The sequence below is a fragment of the Streptomyces sp. NPDC051219 genome, from assembly GCF_040682335.1.
Taxonomy (GTDB): Bacteria; Actinomycetota; Actinomycetes; order Streptomycetales; family Streptomycetaceae; genus Streptomyces.
The window spans coordinates 13676-31290 of sequence record NZ_JBFBAS010000056.1; the positions used below are offsets into that span (position 1 = coordinate 13676).

Here is a 17615-nt window from a genome sequence, read left to right on the forward strand (position 1 = left end):
GTACCTGCCATCGTTGATCCGCGTCCATCCTCGGCCGCTGCCCAGCGCACTGGACCGGTTAGCCCTTGAGCTTCGAGCATGGCCATGGCAAGCGGCTCGGCGGCCTGCACGCGTAGGCGGGCGCGCAACGCCGCGGCCAGGCGGTCGACGGCCTCCCGCGGTGCGGCGGCGTCCCCGAAGGCGGGCAGCAGGAGCAACAGGCGGGCGTGGGGGTCTGCGACGGTGCCGCCGGGCCGGGGAGGCTGCTGGGACTTCCGACGGGCCAGTGCTTCTCCATGTCGGCCAGCGTCCGTGCGAGCGCGATGAAGGCGTCGACCACGTCGGCAGTTCCGGGGCAGTGGGCGGCACCGGCGATCGTCACCTGCAACGGCGCATCGGGAGCCGGCACCGCTCGATTGCGGTCAGGCCAGCCCACCAGGAGATGCGCCGGGAACCGCCTTAGTACCTCGACGGCATCAATGCCGTACTGATCCAGCCGCTGGTCGACCGCACGGAAGGTCGGCCAGCCGGAATCGCCGAAAGCTTCCAGCCACACCACATGGAGCAGCCTGGACTCGTTCTCGTTGCGCGGGGCCGGGAGGCTTTCAACGCCTGTCGTTTGTCGCTGCACAGCTCATTCTTACGGCTGTTGAGACGCTGCAGCCATGTTGGAGACGCGGAAGCTGGTAATCCGGAACGGGGCGCCGTCGACACCCATCCCGCAGTGCCCGCGCCCGTCACCCATGTGCCGGGGGAGCGGCGGAAGTTAGCTGCAGAAAGGGCCGCGGGACACCTTCTGTGACTCATGTCTTGTTGGTCGGCGCTGGTAGCCGGCCAGTTGCGAACCGAAAGCACACCCCCCACCCGAGGAAGAGCTATGTCCCAGCCCAGCCCGTCGTCGAGCGTGATTTGACCGCCGCAGCGCCCGGCCCGATCCACGGCAACGTGTGGACCGCGAAGATCATGCGCGATGTGTTCGACGGCGACGACAGTCCCGTTCCGAGGCGGTGATCTTGTGCGAGCTCGCCGACCTCCGCATCGTCCGCCGCCGCGCCATGCAGGCCGCTGCGATGCTGCGCCGGACGGGCAACTGCCCGCGCCCGGTCGGCACCGAGTGGCTGGGCAGCCTCACGCGCGTTTTCCGCTCCCGCGCCATCCTGGCCGGCTGACGACCTGGGGCGCAGCCCGACCGGCTGTGTCCCTTGCCCCAGGCGTACCCGCCGTGTCCTGTCCCAGATAGCTGTGGGCAGGGTGAGGCTCTGACCTGTGGTGCCTAATGGTTGTGCGGGAAGGATTGGCGGTTGGTGTCCCGCTCAGCCGTAGGCAGGATGGTCGTTCACCCGCGGAGCCAGGCCAGCAGGTGCCGCCGAGTCGGTCGCGATGTGCTGGTTGCCATGGCTCGGGGAGCCGGCTTGGCTCTGCTGGCTTGTCGGGCGAGTCGGTACTCGTCGGCTGCACGGATGAGTTCCTGAGAGCGGATCTGGTGCGATGTGAAGTGTATGCCGCTTGCTTTTACTGCTGGAGCTCCATGACGTCGGCGACCACGCAGCTGACGTTGTCGGGGCCGCCGGAGGCGTTGGCGAGGGCGATGAGTTCGCGGACGGCCTGCTCGGGCTCCCTGACTTCGGAGAGCACGCGTCGGATTTCTTCTGTCGGCACGACGGTCGACAGACCGTCGGAGCAGAGCAGGTATCGGTCTCCCTGCTGGGCGTCGTGAAGGCGCATGTCGGGGACGGCGTCGGCTCCTTGACCCAGGGCTCGTATCAACAGCGACCGCTGGGGGTGGGAGGCGGCTTCGGCCGGGGTGAGGCGTCCTTCGTCGACCATCGACTGCACCATGGTGTGGTCGTGCGTGATCTGGAACAGCTCTCCGTCGCGCAGGAGGCAAACGCGGGAGTCGCCGATGTGGACGAGGGCCAGCTGCGATCCGGTCCAGAGCATCGCGGTGAGTGTCGTGCCGGCTTCTTCGGGTGAAGAGCCGGTCCCGGCGACGCCGTCCACGGCATGCTTGGCCTGTTCGATGGCGTCTTCGAGGACGTTGAGGAGATTGCCCGCCGGGATGCTGTCCGTTTCGAGGTGCTTGAGCGCGTCGACGGCGGCCGCGCTCGCGGGGGCTCCTTGGCTGCCGTAGCCGTCGGCGACGGCGAGCAGGCGGGACCCGGCGTAGGCGGTGTCCTGGTTGCTCTCGCGGACCAGGCCCGTGTCGGAAAGGGCGGCGTAACAAATTCCCAGGGGCTTCGCGGTCGGGGACATGGCTGGGTCCTTCCAGGACAGGTGGTTGATGAGGAAGGTGGCCAGGTCCCGCCGTGCGGCGGTGTCGGCTTCGACCTGGGCCCAGAACGTGCGGATCTCCTGGGCCGCCGCCGGGCCTGCCTCCAGCGTGCAGACGTGCTGGATGCGGGCCAGGGGCATTCCCAGGCGTCGGAGCCAGGCGACCAGGCGGGCTTGGTCCACTTGTTCCGGTGCGTAGAGGCGGTAGCCGCTCACCGGGTCGACGCGAGCGGGGGTCAGCAGGCCGAGCTCGTCATAGAGACGCAGCGCCTTCGGTGACAGGCGGGACGCCTTCGCGAACGTCCCGATGGTCAGCAACCCCATGCTCACTCCTCCTCATGCCGAGCACATCGCCCGGCCCACCGATGCTGTGGCTTCCCCCTAGGTGAAGGTCAACTATCGGGGCACTGACTGCTCTTCCGTGTAGCGGTCGATGCGGCGCATTACCGTGGCGCACTCCTGAACCGAGTCCGACGAGGGCGGGACCGGTCAGGGGAGGGGTGCCGACGGGCAGGCGGCGTTGGAACTCCGCGAGGACTCGACCGATGTCGTCCGGGGTGACCACTGTCGCCACGATCGAGCGCCAGGAAGGCATCACCGCGAGGGACATGGCGGCGACCATGCCGGGATATGCCATCGCGTAGCGCCCTGGGTCCCCAACCGCTGCGCGCGCCGGCCTGCTTGCGGATGATGCCGTGGAATTCGCCGTGGCCATAGTCCTCGGCCAGGCCGATGAAGTTGGCGCAGGTCTCGAAAAGTTGCTTGTTGGAAGTGCGTGTGAGCGCGTGCCTCGGCTCGATTGGCTGCCTCTCCTGGGAATGGATTGCTACGACAGAGCCTGGTGATTGGCAGCCGGATCGGTTGGCCTTGAGCGCGGTACCCCTGCCCGCTTCCGACGCTGGTACGCCAAACGGGCCACGTACACATCTGGCCCGTCCGTCCGTTCTAGAGCACATTCAGCCGTTCTCCGTCGGCCAAAGTTATGAGAAAACAAAAAAGCCTTGGATTCTTTCCGAGGCAGATTTCATATGGCCAATGGCCAGGTGCGGCCGATTTCTCGGCACCGTGCCGGGCCGCCGCGCGTGAGACGGCCCGTACCCTTTCTTCCCTGCGGGCATTCAGCGCGGCTGGGTAGCGTAGCCGCCGGCTTTACCACCCAGCCGGACTGCGAACCGTAGGCACCGTCCTCGGCGATCGGCTCTGATCGCGTGAGCACCGTGCCTTACCTGTCGCGCTTGTCAGTGGTGCTTGTTGTGCTTGTCGTGGTGCTTGTTGTGCTTGTAGTGCTTGTAGTGCTTGTCGTGGTGCTTGTGCTTGTCGTGATGCTTGTCGTGGCCCTCGACGACGCTCACGACCGACGCGGCGGGCATGGGGGACGCCATCGCGGCGGAGGCCGGCAGGATGACGGCACCGGAGAGCAGGGCACCCGAGGCGAAAACCGTCGCGAGGCGAAAGCCCCGCCGCTTGGGACGGGCGTCGTCGTGGGTGTGAACACTGCGGGTCATGAATTTTCTCCTACAGGTAGAAAGGTTGCTGACACTCCCCGGAAACCGGGTGACAATCGGCGGACCGGTTTTCCACCGGCAGCGCCGTGCCGGCATAACCGGCGATTCGGTGAGAAGGAGCATCCTCGGCGAGGAATTCCGCCTTACCGTGCTGCCTCGTTGCCTTTCCGGCGAGGCCCGCACTTCAAGTAAGCCCGACCGGCCCGGCAGGGTCACGTTCCGAGGACTCGGGACTTGACGCATCCGGAAGCGTCAGGTAGTGGCAGCGTGGAAGGGCCATAGGGCGGGGGCGGACTCTGCTCCTGCGCCGAGCCGAGCGGCCAATTCCGTCACCTCACGAGCCGCATCTCCTGGCCTATGACGGCTATGGCGCCGGCGATGATCCCTTCCACTGCAACAGCGCACCACATCGGTGGCCGCCCGCGGGAGCCGCTTTCCGGTCGTATCTCCTGGTCACAACCGGGTGCGGGTGACTGAGGCTTATCCCCGGCGCCTCCCGGCGCATCCTGCGGGGTCACTGAGACTGAGCACGTCTCTCTGTACGTAGCTGGACAGGTTCACTTGCCCGTCGGCGGTCGCCGAAGTCACCGCCCCTGCCACGGTGCAGCCGCCCGAGAAGCCGCTCACCACCCTCATCCCCGCCGGCGTGCTCGCCCCGCTGGCCACGCGCCTGAAGTCGTACGACGGCCCTGTGAGCGTCGGCATCGTCGAGGACGGCGACGGCACCCTCGCCCGCCCCCCTGTCGATGGGCGACACCGGCGCTGTCGAGACGACCGAGGGCCTGATGGACTCACTCCATGACAACCTTGCTGCCCCGCGTCCTTCTAGCTAGCACTTGACCGGTTCCATGCCGCCCACCCCTGGGACCACAACGCCCATTACCACCGGTGGATCCTGCGGCAGCTCCCCAGGCGTTTCGACAGCGCCCTGGACATCGGATCCGGCAGCGGTGACCTGGCCAGGCTCCTGGCCGCACGTGCCAGAGCCGTACAAGGTATCGACGCCGACCCTACAATCGTCGCTCGGGCGCGGGAGCTCACTGCTCCGGGTGTCCGCGCGACGCCATTTTGGCCCTTGATGCCTTTGAGTTTCCCGGTCCGGATGGCCTGACGGCTACCCAAGCGCGGCTGCACTGGTTCTCGGGCTCCAGGGCTGCCGCACTTTCGCGGAAGCGGCGCAGGCGGTGGAGGCCTTCCTCGACCCCCTTCGCGGCGGATCCGTGAGGGGCGCCTGGGACCCGCGGCACGCGGCATGGTCATGGAGTCGATGCCAGGAGAGACATCAGCACGGGCTATATGGGAGAGACCCGCGGACCTGAACTGAAGGGCACCTACCCGATGGTGGGTGCCCTTCAGTTTAGGAGCTCTCCCTGTCCCACCGGGACTCGTCGCACGCGCAGTTAGCGGTGCCGGGCCGGGCTGCGGCGGGCGTGACGACGGGCTGGCTGGTACGCAGGGATTCGTAGGCGGCCAGGACGGTTTGGAGGGTGTGTAGTCCGGTCTCTGCGTCGGGGTGGGCTCGCTGGCCTGTGCGGGCGGCGGTGAGGAAGCTGTCGAGCATGGCCGCGTCGAGGTCGATGGCGCCGGGCTCCCAGCGGGTGGTGGCTTGGGTGGTGTCGTAGCCGTCGAGGAGCGGTGGGAAGGCGTCGAACTCGACGAGGGCGCGCTGCCCGACGCATGTGAGAGTGAGGCCGCCCCAGGTGGGGTGGGAGGACGGGTGGCTCCAGCTGCAGTCGATGGTGGCGACGAGCCCGCGGGCGTAGGTGAGGGTGAGGAGGCCGGCGGATTCGACGTTCGGTTCGTCTTCGTCGTCCGGAGTGAGGAGTGTGTTGGCGACGGCGTAGACCTGTGTGGGCTGCTCGCCGTCGAGGAGGACGTCCAGGAGATCTGCGATGTGCAGGGTGTGGTCCATGATCGCGCCGCCGCCCGCAAGGGCCGGGTCGGCGAACCAGGGGTGGGCCAGACCAGGAGGACGTGAGTTGTTGACGCCGTGAACGCTGAGGAGAGGCCCGACGGAGCCATCGGCGAGGGCGTGCCGCAGTGCCGTGAATGCCGGGTGGAAGCGGACGGGGTATGCGGTCATGAGGCTGACCCCGGCTTGCTCACAGGCGTCGATCATGGCGCGTGCGTCGTGTTCGGTGGTGGCTATCGGCTTTTCGCACAGGATGTGTGCGCCTGCGGCGGCGGCTTGTTCGACGATCTGCCGGTGCCGCGTGTTCTCGCTGGTGACAATGACTGCTTGGGGGCGCTCAGCGAAGACCTCTTCGTAGCTGGCCCTGTAGGTGACGCCGAGTTCGTCGGCCAGGGCCTTGCCTCGCGTCGGGTCGCCGGGCGGGGCGTCGGGGTCGGTGGTGATGAGCTCGATGTCGCTACGGTCGCGCAGCAACTCCATGTACGTTGCGGCGTGAACGTGAGCGAAGGACAGGACGGCGACCTTCATCAGCGGCTTCCTTCCCTGAGCGTGCGCGGAGACGCGTCTTGGACCGCGACGGCCAGGCCGGTTGCTGCGGACTGGCGGGCGGCTGCGGCGATTCGGACGGCCGCCACCCCGTCCCATGCATTGACCCTTGGGGCGGGGCCGCCCTGGAAGGCGGCTGCGAACTCGCGGATCTGGGTGGCGAACGGGTCTTCACCGAAGTCGCCGGTGGGTACGCCATCGGCTTCGGCGCCGGTTTGGCCGACCAGGCGCAGCGACGGGTGGGCGAGGGAGTCGTGGGTGAGGGTGCCGTTGGAGCCCGCGACATGGAATGTGTAGCGGAACGGCGTGGCCGGTGGGCCCCATACGCCCCGGACCTGGCAGATCACGCCGGATGCGTGGGTGAGGGTTGCGCTGCCTGTGGCCACGGCTCCCTCGGGCGCGGGGGCGGTGAGGTGGCCGCGCTGGGTGGCGTGGATGCAGACGACCTCCCCGAACAGCCACCTGGCGATGTCCATGTCGTGGAGCATCTGGTCGGTCACGATGCCTCCGGAGAGCGCCGGGTCCGCGAACCAGGGGCTCCACGTCGGGTAGCGTCCGGTGCGGGTGAAGCGGGCGACCGCAACGCGACCGAGCGCACCGGAGTTGATGGCGGTGCGGAGCCGGACGTAGGCGGGGAAGAACCGTACGACGTGCCCGGGGTACAGCTGACGACCTGCCTTCTCTGCGGCGTACGCCATCTCCAGGGCATCCGCCGGGGCGAGCGCAAGCGGTTTCTCGCACAGCACGTCCGCCCCCGCCTCGAAGGCGGCCAGAGCGATGTCGCGATGAGTGGCGGTGGGGGTGCAGATGTCGACGACCGTGGCCCACTCCAACGCCTCTTCGAGGGTGGAGGCCTCGGTGATGGCGAACTCTTCGGCAAGACGGGCGGCTTGGCCGTCGGTCGAAAAGACACTGACCCGTGCCCCGAGGGCGATCCAGGCCGGCAAGTGGGTGCGCGCGATGAAGCCGGCACCGATCACGGCCACGTCGAGTCTTTTCATGCTTCGGCCTCCTTGTCGTTGCTTTCCCGGCCCGCGGTCTTCGCGCTGATGGAGCTGCGTATGTGCTGGATGCGTCGGGGGGTGAGATCGGGGACTGTCCAGCGCGCTCCGGCGCGGGTGAGGTCGGCTGCGGTGGCGGTCGTGGTGACACCGACGATGTCCCGGACACCCGCAGCGACGAGAGCCTGGATTCCCGAGGGCGAGTCCTCGAAGGCGAGGCACTGTTCAGGCCGTGCCCGCAGGGCTGCGCAGGCCCTCAGGTAGCCCTCGGGCGACGGCTTGCCGCAGGTGATTTCCTCGGCGGTGATGACGACGTCGACCAGGTCGCGCACATCGAGGACGTCGTTGAGGAGGTGCTGGGCCCACTGAACTCCGGCGCTGGTGACGACGGATAGGGGGTACTTCATGCGCAGCTGTCGGATGAGAGCGGTGGCGCCGGGTACGACCTTCACGCTGCCGGCATGCTCCAGTGTGAAGGCGGTCATGGTGGCGAGGGCGGCGGCCGCGTCTGTCCCTGTCCAGGGTCCCGGTACGCCGGTGATGACGTCGCCGGGGCGTCGTCCCATGTAGTGCTGCTCATAGTCGGCGTCGGTGACCTCCGCACCCCACGCGTCGAAGAACGCCTGCCAGGCACGCCGGTGCACGTCTTCGCTGAGTACCAGGGTCCCGTCCAGGTCCATGAGGACCGCCTCGCAGGCCGGTCCGGTGGCCAACCCCTTTCGGAGGCCGATGCCCGTGCCCGTCACGACGCGGACCAGCTGAACATGAGTGCCCCCGCCTGGATGGGGCCGGTGACGGCCGGCGGTTGCGCCGATCCGGGCCGGCTGTCGAGTACGACGACAGGGCATATCGCCGACAGGCCGTGTGCTCGGACCGCGGCGGGGTCGAAGGTGATCACGGCATGGCCGACCTCGACCTCCTCCCCTTCCGCCACACGTGTGCGGAAGCCTTCTCCGTTCAGTCGCACGGTGTCGATGCCCAGGTGCACCAGAACACCTGTCCCGCTGCTGGTCTGAATCACGAACGCGTGCGGATGCAGTTTGACGACAACGCCGGCGACAGGTGCCACAACATCGACGGGCCCGGTGTCACGAGAAGGTTCCACCGCTAGTCCCGAGCCCACGATCTGAGCTGCGAAGACCGGGTCGGGCACCTTGCCGAGTGCCGCAAGATCACCGGACAACGGGGCATAGACGGCGAGGCTCACAGCATCTCCTTGATGTCCTCGGCCAGACAGTCCGCCTCGGGGCCGACGACGACCTGCACGACGCCGGCCGAGACGAGGACCCCGAGAGCTCCTGCCTTTTTGAGGGCGTTGACGTCGACGGCGTCCGTGTCGTTCACCTCGGTGCGGAGCCTGGTGATGCAGGCCTCGATGTCGGCAATGTTGTCGGCCCCGCCGAGCCCCTCGACGATCAGCCGCGCTTTGGACATGAGTGCCCCTCCAAATGGATCGCCCTGTGAATGCAGCGCTTCAAGCGCCCATCCCAACTGGTAATAACCAGTCATAACCAGAAGGTACCTCCCTGCGCACCTCTGAGCAATACCCGGAAATCAGCAGAGGGCATGCCCATGTCAAAAGTGAAGGAGTGTGAGACAGGGTGTGCTCGCCTCGGGGAGTTCCCGAGGCCGCTCAATCACCGGTCGGTGAGCGTCATGTGCAGCTGATACCGGTCGGCGCGGAACCACGAGTACGCGTGCTCAATGGGCTGGTCGCCGCTGTAGGCGATGCGATCGAAGGTCATGACGGAAGCGCCCGTGCGAATGCCCAGCAGCGCGGCCGTCTCCGAAGAAGCCGGCCCGGCCCCGACCGTCTGCTCCGCGCGGTCGACGGGATATCCGAAGCGAGCGGCCAGGGTTTCGTAGACCGAGATCGTAAAGTCCACGCTGTCCAGACCCGGCAAGAGGTCGGCGTTGTACCACGCGTCGTCGATGGAGATGGGCGTCCCGTTGGCCAGCCGGAGGCGGCGGACGTGCCACGCCTGCTGCGTCTCGTTCATCTGCAGCGCCGCGGCGGTGGCGGGGGAGGGGGCGTCCTGGTTGATGGACAGGACGACGGTGCCCGGCTCCAGGCCGAGGCGGCGCATGTCCTCGTGGAACGAGGCCAGGCGGAGTTCTGAGCGGTGTGCCCGTTCGGCCACGAAGGTCCCGCGCCCGTGGACGCGGACTGCCAGGCCGTCGGCCACCAGCTGGCCGAGCGCTTCGCGCACCGTCACGCGGCTAACCCCGTGGTCGAGGCACAGCTGGCGCTCGCTGGGCAGCGCGTCGCCGGGCGACAGCTGGTTGGTGCACATGTCGACCAGGATCGCGCGGAGCTGTGCGTGCTTGGGCACCATGCCCTTGGCGGCAATCTGCTGCGTAGCCACTGCGACCCCTCTCGGTCCGGGGGAAGCGCTATGCCTCCCCTACTGGTTATTACCAGTATGCCTGACGCATTGCCTTTCCGTTTGGCCGCCGTCGGTTGGGCAGTCGGTCCCGCTCTCCGGCTGGAGGCGTCGGCAGGCCTCGCGGATAGTGCCGTTTTCTCCGATGTCGAACAGCCGTAAGCATTGACACCCGTGTGACGGCAGGGCCATGCTGGGCCCCAACTGGTCATGACCAGATAGTACCGGTCCTGTTCCGCTGGCTCCTCTTCGAGCCGTTCCGGGCTGCGTCCCCGCCCGGCTCCGCTTCGCGCTCCCGCCCCTCCTGCACACCTTTGAGGTCGTCATGAGCACCAGCACATCCCCATCCGCCGGCCGCCGCCCGGGCCTGGCGGGCCTGCAAAAACTCGGCCGCAGCCTGATGCTGCCGATCGCCACGCTCCCCGCCGCGGGTCTCCTGCTGCGGCTGGGGCAGGACGACGTCCTCGGCCGCTTCCCCACACTCCAGGACACCGCACACGTCATCTCCGCCGCCGGCGGAGCGCTGTTCACCCACCTGCCTCTGATCTTCGCTGTCGGCATCGCCATCGGATTTGCGAAGAAGGCGGACGGTTCCACCGCACTGGCCGCGGTGGTGGGATATCTCGTCCTGGACGGTGTCTTCAAGGCGATGTCTCCGGTCGTCCTCGAAGGCGAGAAGGACCTGGCGGGCGAGCAGGCCCTGGTCAACTTCGGGGTCCTGGGCGGCATCGTCATCGGACTGTTCTCGGCGATGCTGTGGCAGCGCTTCTATCGCACCACGCTCCCGCCCTATCTGGGCTTCTTCAGCGGACGCCGACTGGTCCCCATCCTCACAGCAGCGGCCGCGCTCGTCGTCGGTGTCGTGATGAGCCTGATCTACCCGCTGTTCAACGACGGCCTGACCTCAGTCGGCGAGGCCGTCGACGAGAACAGCGTCGTCGGCGGTGGAATCTACGGCACTGCGAACAAGCTGCTGATCCCCCTCGGCCTGCACCACATCCTCAACTCCGTCGTGTGGTTCATCATCGGCGACTACAACGGCGTCCACGGCGATCTGCACCGCTTCTTCGCGGGCGACCCCGAGGCCGGCATCTTCATGACCGGCTTCTTCCCGATCATGATGTTCGCCCTCCCGGCCGCAGCCCTGGCCATCTGGCGCGAAGCGCGGCCCGAGCACCGCAAGGCCGTCGGCGGCATCATGCTGTCGGCCGGGCTCACCAGCTTCCTCACCGGAATCACCGAGCCGATCGAGTTCTCCTTCCTGTTCGTCGCCTGGCCCCTCTACTTCGTGCACGCCGTGCTGACCGGCACCTCCCTCGCCCTGGTGAACGCCCTCGACATCCACCACGGATTCACCTTCTCCTCCGGACTCATCGATTACGTCCTCAACTGGGGCAAGGCCACGAACCCCCTGCTGCTGATCCCCATCGGACTGGCCTACGCCGCCCTCTACTACGTGCTGTTCCGCTTCGTCATCCGCCGCTGGAACCTGCGCACTCCCGGCCGTGAAGAAGAGAACCCGGATGCAGCCCAGGAACGCCTGCCCGAACCCGCGGCCTGACAGCCACGTCCCCGAATAGCCCGTAGAAAGGAACCGTCCATGGCGCAGCGCGTCGTCTCCATCGGCTCACGCAGCGGCCTGCACGCCCGTCCTGCCGCCACCTTCGTTCAGGCCGCCGCCCAGGCACCGGTCCCCGTGACCGTGGCTCTCGACGGCAAGCCCCCGGTCCCCGCCGGCAGCCTGCTGGGCGTCATGACGCTCGGTGCCGGCTACGGCGACCAGGTCACCCTGACCGCAGCGGGAGACCAGGCGGAGGCTGTACTGGAAGAGCTGGCGACCCTGCTGAGCAAGGAGCTCGACGCGTGAGCGCCTCCTCCATCACGATGACCGGCTTTGGCGTCAGCCCGGGCCTGGTGTGCGCACCACTGATGCGCATGACGCCGCCGGTCATCACCGACCCCGACGAAAGCCCGGGCAACGACTTCGGGCACGAAGTACAGCGTGTGTGGCAGGCCCTGGCCGAAGTCGCCGAGCAGCTGTCCGCGATTGCCGCGAGCGGACCGGGCGGCGCCATTCTGGAGGCCGGCGCCGCCATGGCCAGTGACCCTGCCCTGGTCCAGGCCGCCGCCCGGCACATCGGCGAAGGCGTGCCCACCGCACACAGCCTCTCCCTCGCCGTCGACGGCTACGTCAGCCAACTGGAGGCACTCGGCGGCTACATGGCCGAACGAGCCGCTGACCTGCGCGACATCCGCAACCGCGCTGTCGCGCTCCTTCTGGACGTGCCCATGCCCGGCATCCCCCGCCCCGGCCTCCCGTTCATCCTGGCCGCCGAAGACCTCTCCCCGGCCGACACCGCGGGCCTGGCCGACAGCGAAGCGGTGGGATTGCTTACCGAAAGAGGGGGCCCGACCAGTCACACGGCCATTCTCGCGCGCAGCCTGGGACTGCCCGCCGTAGTGGGCTGTGCCGAGGCCGCCGCTGTGCCCAACGGCACTCCCGTCATCCTCGACGGCAGGGCCGGCACCGTCGAGGCGCACCCCTCGTCCGAACGCCAGCAGCAAGTCCTTCAACAGGCCCGCTCCCGGCAGCAGCCTCGTACACACGGCCCCGGACGCACCGCCGACCAGCACGCCATCGCACTGCTCACCAACATCGGTACGCCCGGCGACGCCTCCCGCGCAGCACAGGCCGACAACGAAGGCGTGGGCCTCTTCCGTACCGAATTCCTGTTCCTGGACCGCCGCGAGCCTCCCACCATCGACGAACAGATACACGCCTACACACAGGTCTTCACCGCCTTCAAGGGCCGCGCCGTGACCGTGCGTACCCTGGACGCCGGCTCCGACAAGCCCCTGCCCTTTCTGCGGCTTCCTCCCGAGGACAACCCGGCCCTGGGCGTTCGGGGCCTGCGCACTTCCACGATCGTGCCCGGCATCCTCGAAACCCAGCTCAAGGCACTCGTCGCGGCACAGCAAAGGACCGGCGTGCAGATGAAGGTCATGGCACCCATGGTCTCCACCGCGCAGGAAGCCGCCCAGTTCGCCGACCTGGCCCGCAGCTACGGAGTGCAGACCGTCGGCATCATGATCGAAGTACCGTCAGCAGCCCTCCTCGCGCACGACCTTCTGCACCATGTCGACTTCGCCAGCATCGGCACCAACGACCTGGCCCAGTACACCCTCGCCGCAGACCGCACGGCCCACCCCCTCGCCCACCTCCTGGACCCCTGGCAGCCGGCCCTTCTCACCCTCATCGCCCAGGTGTGCAGCGCCGCCGCGGCACTCGGCCGCCCCGCGGGTGTCTGCGGTGAAGCGGCCGCCGACCCGCTCCTTGCCCCCGTCCTGGCCGGGCTGGGCGTGAGCAGCCTGTCCATGGCCACTCCGGCCGTAGCCCCGGTCCGTGACGCACTCGCCCAGCTCACCTTGCAGGAGTGCAAGGACCTGGCCGCCAGCGCGCTCTATGCCGGGGAACCGCACACAGCACGCACCACCGCACAGCGGATGAGTGACGCCTTCGTCGCCGTAGCGAGCGAACGGCAGGAGGCCTGACATGGAGGTGGTGATTCGCCCCGACGCCGAAGACACCGGCCGCACCGTCGCCGGCATTATCCACCACGCGATCGTCGAAGGTACGAAGACTCTGGGGCTGGCCACGGGCTCCTCGCCCCTGGGCGTCTACCGGGACCTGGTCCGCCGCCACCGGCAGGAGGGCCTCCGTTTCGCAGGCGTCGATGCCTTCCTGCTCGACGAGTACGTTGGGCTCCCGTCCTCCCACCCGCAGTCCTACGCCCAGGTGATACGCCGCGAGCTGGTCGACCACGTCGACCTCGACCCGGCCCGGGTACACGCCCCCCAGGGCACGGCATCGGACCCGCAGCAAGAGGCCCGCCGTTTCGAGCGCACCCTCACGGCTGCGGGACCGGTCGGCGTGCAGATCCTCGGGATCGGCGTCAACGGCCATATCGGATTCAACGAGCCGGGCTCGTCCCTCGTCTCGTGCACCCGGCTCAAGACCCTCACCGACGACACCCGCCGCGACAACGCACGCTTCTTCGGCGGGATCGACGAGGTGCCCCGGCATGTCATCACCCAAGGACTGGCCACGATCGGCGCGGCGTCCCACCTCGTACTGATCGCCACCGGCCCGCAAAAGGCCCACGCGGTGGCCGCCGCCGTCGAAGGACCCGTCAGCGCGCAGTGCCCCGCATCCATCCTTCAACTGCATCCGCATGCCACGGTTGTGGTGGACGAACTCGCCGCAGCCCGACTGGAACAGCAGCCCTACTACCGCCACATCGCCCGCCACAAGCCCGCCGGTCAGGGGTACTGATGAGCCGCCCCGCCAATGTTGTCGCCGTCGATCTCGGCGGCACCACCATCAAGGCCGCGCGGTTCAACGCGCAGGGGGTGGCCGAGGAGACCTTGCGGCTGGCCACCCCGTCCTGCGAAGGGCCCGAAGCGGTTGTCGCTGCCGTCGTGCGGGCCGCCACCACTCTCGTCCGTCTCGGTACCGCAGCCGTCGGCCTGTGCGCCCCGGGACTGATCGACGACGCCGCCGGTGTCGTCCGGCTCGCCTCGAATCTCGGACTGCGCCAGACGCCTCTCGCTGCGGCCGTGGCAGACAGGATCCGCCTCCCCGTCACGCTCGAGCATGATGTCCGGGCAGCCTGCCTGGCCGAGCAGCGGCTCGGACTCGGCGCCGGCGTACAGGACCTGCTCGTCGTCGTGCTCGGCACCGGCGTGGCCGCGGGGATCGTCAGCAATGGACAACTCGTGGGAGGTGCCCAGGGTTTCGCGGGCGAGTTCGGCCACATCCCCGTCCATGCCGACGGCGAGCTCTGCGCGTGCGGCCAGCACGGCTGCCTGGAAGCCTACGTGTCAGCCAGTGCCCTGGTCCGCCGCTACCGCCGCACCGGAGGCATCGCTGACAACGCCGCCGACATCACCGCACGGCTGAAAACCGACCCGGATGCCGCACGGCTCTGGGCCGAGGGAACCGACGCTCTCGGAAGGGCGCTCGTCACCACGACTGTCCTGCTGGACCACCAGCGCATCGTCCTGGCCGGCGGCATGGCCGCTGCCGGAGAAACGCTCGCCGAACCCGTCCGGAACGCCCTGCAGGACGGGCTCGCCTGGCGTGCCGCCCCCGAGGTCGACATCTCGCCGCTGGGCGCGGACGCGGGACTCCTCGGCGCGGCTTTGCGGGCCACAGAAGCCGCAGGCGCCCGCGCATTCATACGGGGCACGTGCTGAGCCCGCCGCCCCGGCCAGTTCACGCTCGGGGTGACCGCCCTGTTTCGGCAGTGCCGCTATCGCAGCGCTGCCACCCGGACCGGATGAAAGGAGAGGTCACCCGTGTGGCCACGAAAACGCAGCCAGAGACCTCCCCGGAGGCTGCAGCCCGAGCTTGACGACGAACCCCTCGCCCGCGCCCTGACGCATCTGGAAGCCCAGATAGCGGCCCAGGGCAACAACTTGGCCGAGTGCAACGACCGTGGCGCCCTCACCTATCCGATAGAGCAGGCACTGCGTGATCTGGGAGAGGACTGGGACCGGCGGATGCACCGTCTGCTCATGTTCAGCACTCTTCCCGAAGCGCACGTCCTGGCCGGCCACTGGCGTGCCTGGAGTCCCGCCAGTGCCGACGCCATGCTTCTTCAGGCCTTCGCCGACATCGCCCGGTCCCGGGCGGGCGGCGCCATCAGCGATCTTGGCGCAACGATCTCCCTATGCCGGGATGCCGCTGAGCTGGCGCCGGCGGACCCTGCCCCATGGGTGGCGCTGCTGAGCTACTACCGACTGCTGCGGGCGCCAGGGGCTCAAGTACAGCCCATATGGAACGCCGTGAAAAAGCGTGATCCATGGAACCGGGAGGCTCACTGGCAGATGCTGCACTACGTCTCCCCGGAGGAATGCGGGTCCAACGTCCTGACCGTCCAGTTCACCGACTCAGTCGTTGCCTCCGCTCCCTCGGGCTCCCCCGTAGCGGCCCTAAGCCTCGCCGCCGGCCTCGACCGGTATCGAAGGGCTCTGGCAGCCGGAGGAATCACGGCGCTGACCGCACGCCGGCACTGGGATCAGCCCCACGAACGTGACCTCGCCGATTACGCCCTTGCGACGTGGACCCGGCCTGGCTTCCTCGGGCACGCGGCAGCACTTGCCGACCTGAACCTCCTCGCCTACGTGCTGACCAAAGCCGCACGCCTGCAGGACGCATGGCCGGTCTTCGAGGCAACCGCAGGGGTCGCCACCCCCTGGCCCTGGAAACTGGACGGCGCCCCACTGAAGGAGGTCCAGGAGTGGCACTCTCGGGCATTTCGAGCCAGCCGAGCCAGGAGTCAGCGGTCACCACGGTGACTCGGCATGCACAGTCGCGAAGCACCGCGTGTTTTCCCCTCCAGGCGGATGGCAATGACGCCGTGCCCCTCTCGGGGAAGGCCCGTCACGCCGGTACCGCTGGGGCCGACGGGATCAGCGTCGCCGGACCCGTTCCACCACGGATTACGCAGAACATTCGGGGCAACATTCGCGATATCGAAATTGACAATCCCACCCCTCGGGCCCAATCTGGTCATATCTGGTAATGACCAGTTTGGGAGCTATCGCTCGGCGGCCGCGACGACCGCTCGTCGCATCTGCGGAAACCCGAGGTTGTGATGACTGCTCAAGCACCCCCTGAATCAGCTGGGCCGGTCGAACTGCGCGCACTGAACCCAAACTGCAAGGCCACTAGAGCCGACCAGCTCTTCTGCGAAAGCCAGGGCCACGAGGCAGACGACGCGCATGACCGACACCTCGCCCTGGTCAGTGCCGACGCCAGAGACGTCAGCCGGATACGGCGCCTTGCGAAGGAATTCCTCACGGACCTGAAAGTGTCGCCTACGGCACGCGACGATGCTCTGCTCATCATCTCCGAACTCGTCACCAACGCAGTACTACACGCCCTGCCGCCGGCCGCTCTGCGAGTGCGCTGCATCCAGCGACGGGTCCTGCGGATCGAAGTCACCGACGGCGGTCCGCAACCCAATCCACCGCCCAAGGCTGACCAGCATGAGGAACACGGCCGCGGCATGCACATCGTTGCCGCTATGGCAGTTCGGTACGGCACGCTCACGCACGCAGGCGGAGCCACCCGCTGGGCGGAGCTGAACCCCTGACGGGCAAGCAGTCAGCCCCGCGAGACCGGCGGCTCTCCCTGGATCAGGCCGGCCAGGTGCGTGCAACCCACGCCCTGGCACCTCCCACCGCTCGCGGAACGCCCTCACCCGCAGGCGGCGCTCCTTGCTGTGGCCACCGTATGCCCGGATACCACCGTTGCGTTCGAGCCCGCGCCGTAGCCCGCATCCGCTGGCGCCCCCCTGCGCGGTCGGACGGGACCGGGCAGGGGGGCGCAGCCCGGTGGTGCGGTTCGGGATATATCAGGGTGCCCATGCTCTGAACGCCTTCGAGACACCGTTTACTGGACAGCCCACTCAAGCGTGTGCGACGCGATGCGCATCGCCGATTACGCGACGCGGCTGCGCGACGCGGCTGTGCGCGCCGAAGCCTCGGCGTAAGGCCTCGCCGGACCAGACGCGGGGCCCCATGCCCCGGTCTGATCCCCATGATGGCTGACACCGATCTCAAAAGGATCAGGCACGAGCCAGGACCGGCCGGAGACTGCCGGATCAGCGCAGCGGCGTCCCGCCAGAGCAGGGTTGCGGGGGCGGTGTAGCCGAAGGTGCCGCGCAGGCAGTCGGCGAGGCGTCCAGGCAGCCGCCGAAGTAGCGCCAGGCCCGTTCACCGCCTCGCCGAGCGCCAGGTAGAGGCCCGGCACGTCGGTGATGTGCCGGCCGTCGAGCGCGTATGCATGGCCGGCCGGCCGGTCAAGGTGCGCGCGCCGGCAGGAGGCCTCCTCGCCGTTGACCGCGCCCGGTGGAGCGCGTAGCCCCCGGCGTCAGTCCCCGGGTCGGCCGGGCGGGGGCTTCAGCCGGGCGAATGGTCGGGATGCGTCGCGTGCCGCCAGACCCACACG

Annotated in this window: 16 protein-coding genes and 2 pseudogenes; 9 read left to right on the top strand and 9 right to left on the bottom strand. The window is 68.3% G+C overall.

The features are described 5' to 3' along the window. The first annotated feature begins 992 nt into the window (after positions 1-992). Entirely contained in the window at positions 993-1148 is a 156-nt protein-coding gene (locus tag AB0M62_RS33030) for a hypothetical protein (protein ID WP_366078032.1), read from the top strand. 343 nt (positions 1149-1491) lie between these two features. Here the strand turns inward: AB0M62_RS33030 and AB0M62_RS33035 are convergent, their stop codons facing one another. After that, positions 1492-2574, bottom strand: coding sequence for a protein phosphatase 2C domain-containing protein (locus AB0M62_RS33035; RefSeq protein WP_366078033.1), 1083 nt, complete (start codon positions 2572-2574; stop codon positions 1492-1494). Between the two features lie 914 nt (positions 2575-3488). Further along, positions 3489-3755: a hypothetical protein gene (locus AB0M62_RS33040; RefSeq protein WP_366078034.1), complete on the bottom strand. Its 267-nt coding sequence runs from the start codon at positions 3753-3755 to the stop codon at positions 3489-3491. 798 nt (positions 3756-4553) lie between these two features. On the opposite strand from AB0M62_RS33040, the pseudogene AB0M62_RS33045 reads away from it, so the two are divergent. Next, positions 4554-4803: pseudogene (locus AB0M62_RS33045) on the top strand (methyltransferase domain-containing protein); the annotation flags it as partial. A 309-nt stretch (positions 4804-5112) separates the two neighbouring features. Here the strand turns inward: AB0M62_RS33045 and AB0M62_RS33050 are convergent. From AB0M62_RS33050 to AB0M62_RS33075, 6 genes are all read right to left on the bottom strand, one after another. Beyond that, the gene (locus AB0M62_RS33050; protein WP_366078035.1) at positions 5113-6195 is read right to left on the bottom strand and encodes a Gfo/Idh/MocA family oxidoreductase; all 1083 of its coding nucleotides are present in this window, start codon (positions 6193-6195) and stop codon (positions 5113-5115) included. Further along, positions 6195-7214 (bottom strand): Gfo/Idh/MocA family oxidoreductase, encoded by a 1020-nt coding sequence (locus tag AB0M62_RS33055; RefSeq protein WP_366078036.1) that lies wholly within the window; start codon positions 7212-7214, stop codon positions 6195-6197. The genes AB0M62_RS33050 and AB0M62_RS33055 overlap by 1 nt, the downstream gene beginning before the upstream one ends. Next, positions 7211-7894: an HAD family phosphatase gene (locus AB0M62_RS33060; RefSeq protein WP_366078037.1), complete on the bottom strand. Its 684-nt coding sequence runs from the start codon at positions 7892-7894 to the stop codon at positions 7211-7213. Before AB0M62_RS33060 ends, AB0M62_RS33055 begins: the two co-directional genes overlap by 4 nt. A gap of 62 nt (positions 7895-7956) precedes the next feature. Beyond that, on the bottom strand, positions 7957-8421 hold the full coding sequence (locus AB0M62_RS33065) for a PTS glucose transporter subunit IIA (protein ID WP_366078038.1): 465 nt from the start codon (positions 8419-8421) through the stop codon (positions 7957-7959). Continuing rightward, positions 8418-8648, bottom strand: coding sequence for a glucose PTS transporter subunit EIIB (locus tag AB0M62_RS33070; RefSeq protein WP_366078039.1), 231 nt, complete (start codon positions 8646-8648; stop codon positions 8418-8420). The genes AB0M62_RS33065 and AB0M62_RS33070 overlap by 4 nt, the downstream gene beginning before the upstream one ends. A 203-nt stretch (positions 8649-8851) precedes the next feature. Continuing rightward, a complete protein-coding gene (locus AB0M62_RS33075) occupies positions 8852-9580 on the bottom strand; it encodes a GntR family transcriptional regulator (protein ID WP_366078040.1) in 729 nt (242 codons plus the stop codon). A 343-nt stretch (positions 9581-9923) separates the two neighbouring features. Between AB0M62_RS33075 and AB0M62_RS33080 the strand changes: the two genes are divergently transcribed. From AB0M62_RS33080 to AB0M62_RS33110, 7 genes are all read left to right on the top strand, one after another. Next, the gene (locus AB0M62_RS33080) at positions 9924-11159 is read left to right on the top strand and encodes a PTS transporter subunit EIIC (RefSeq protein ID WP_366078041.1); all 1236 of its coding nucleotides are present in this window, start codon (positions 9924-9926) and stop codon (positions 11157-11159) included. Between the two features lie 39 nt (positions 11160-11198). Then, positions 11199-11465 carry an HPr family phosphocarrier protein gene (locus AB0M62_RS33085; RefSeq protein WP_366078042.1) on the top strand — a complete coding sequence of 89 codons (267 nt, stop codon included), beginning with the start codon at positions 11199-11201 and terminating at the stop codon, positions 11463-11465. Next, positions 11462-13150: a phosphoenolpyruvate--protein phosphotransferase gene (gene ptsP, locus AB0M62_RS33090; protein ID WP_366078043.1), complete on the top strand. Its 1689-nt coding sequence runs from the start codon at positions 11462-11464 to the stop codon at positions 13148-13150. Before AB0M62_RS33085 ends, ptsP begins: the two co-directional genes overlap by 4 nt. Position 13151: 1 nt before the next feature. Further along, positions 13152-13931, top strand: coding sequence for a glucosamine-6-phosphate deaminase (gene nagB / locus AB0M62_RS33095; protein WP_366078044.1), 780 nt, complete (start codon positions 13152-13154; stop codon positions 13929-13931). Continuing rightward, positions 13931-14854 carry an ROK family protein gene (locus AB0M62_RS33100; RefSeq protein WP_366078045.1) on the top strand — a complete coding sequence of 308 codons (924 nt, stop codon included), beginning with the start codon at positions 13931-13933 and terminating at the stop codon, positions 14852-14854. Before nagB ends, AB0M62_RS33100 begins: the two co-directional genes overlap by 1 nt. A 102-nt stretch (positions 14855-14956) precedes the next feature. After that, entirely contained in the window at positions 14957-15958 is a 1002-nt protein-coding gene (locus AB0M62_RS33105) for a hypothetical protein (RefSeq protein WP_366078046.1), read from the top strand. Between the two features lie 299 nt (positions 15959-16257). Next, on the top strand, positions 16258-16758 hold the full coding sequence (locus tag AB0M62_RS33110) for an ATP-binding protein (RefSeq protein ID WP_366078047.1): 501 nt from the start codon (positions 16258-16260) through the stop codon (positions 16756-16758). Between the two features lie 517 nt (positions 16759-17275). Here AB0M62_RS33110 and AB0M62_RS33115 read toward each other — a convergent pair. Next, positions 17276-17495: pseudogene (locus AB0M62_RS33115) on the bottom strand (hypothetical protein); the annotation flags it as partial. Positions 17496-17615 lie beyond the last annotated feature (120 nt).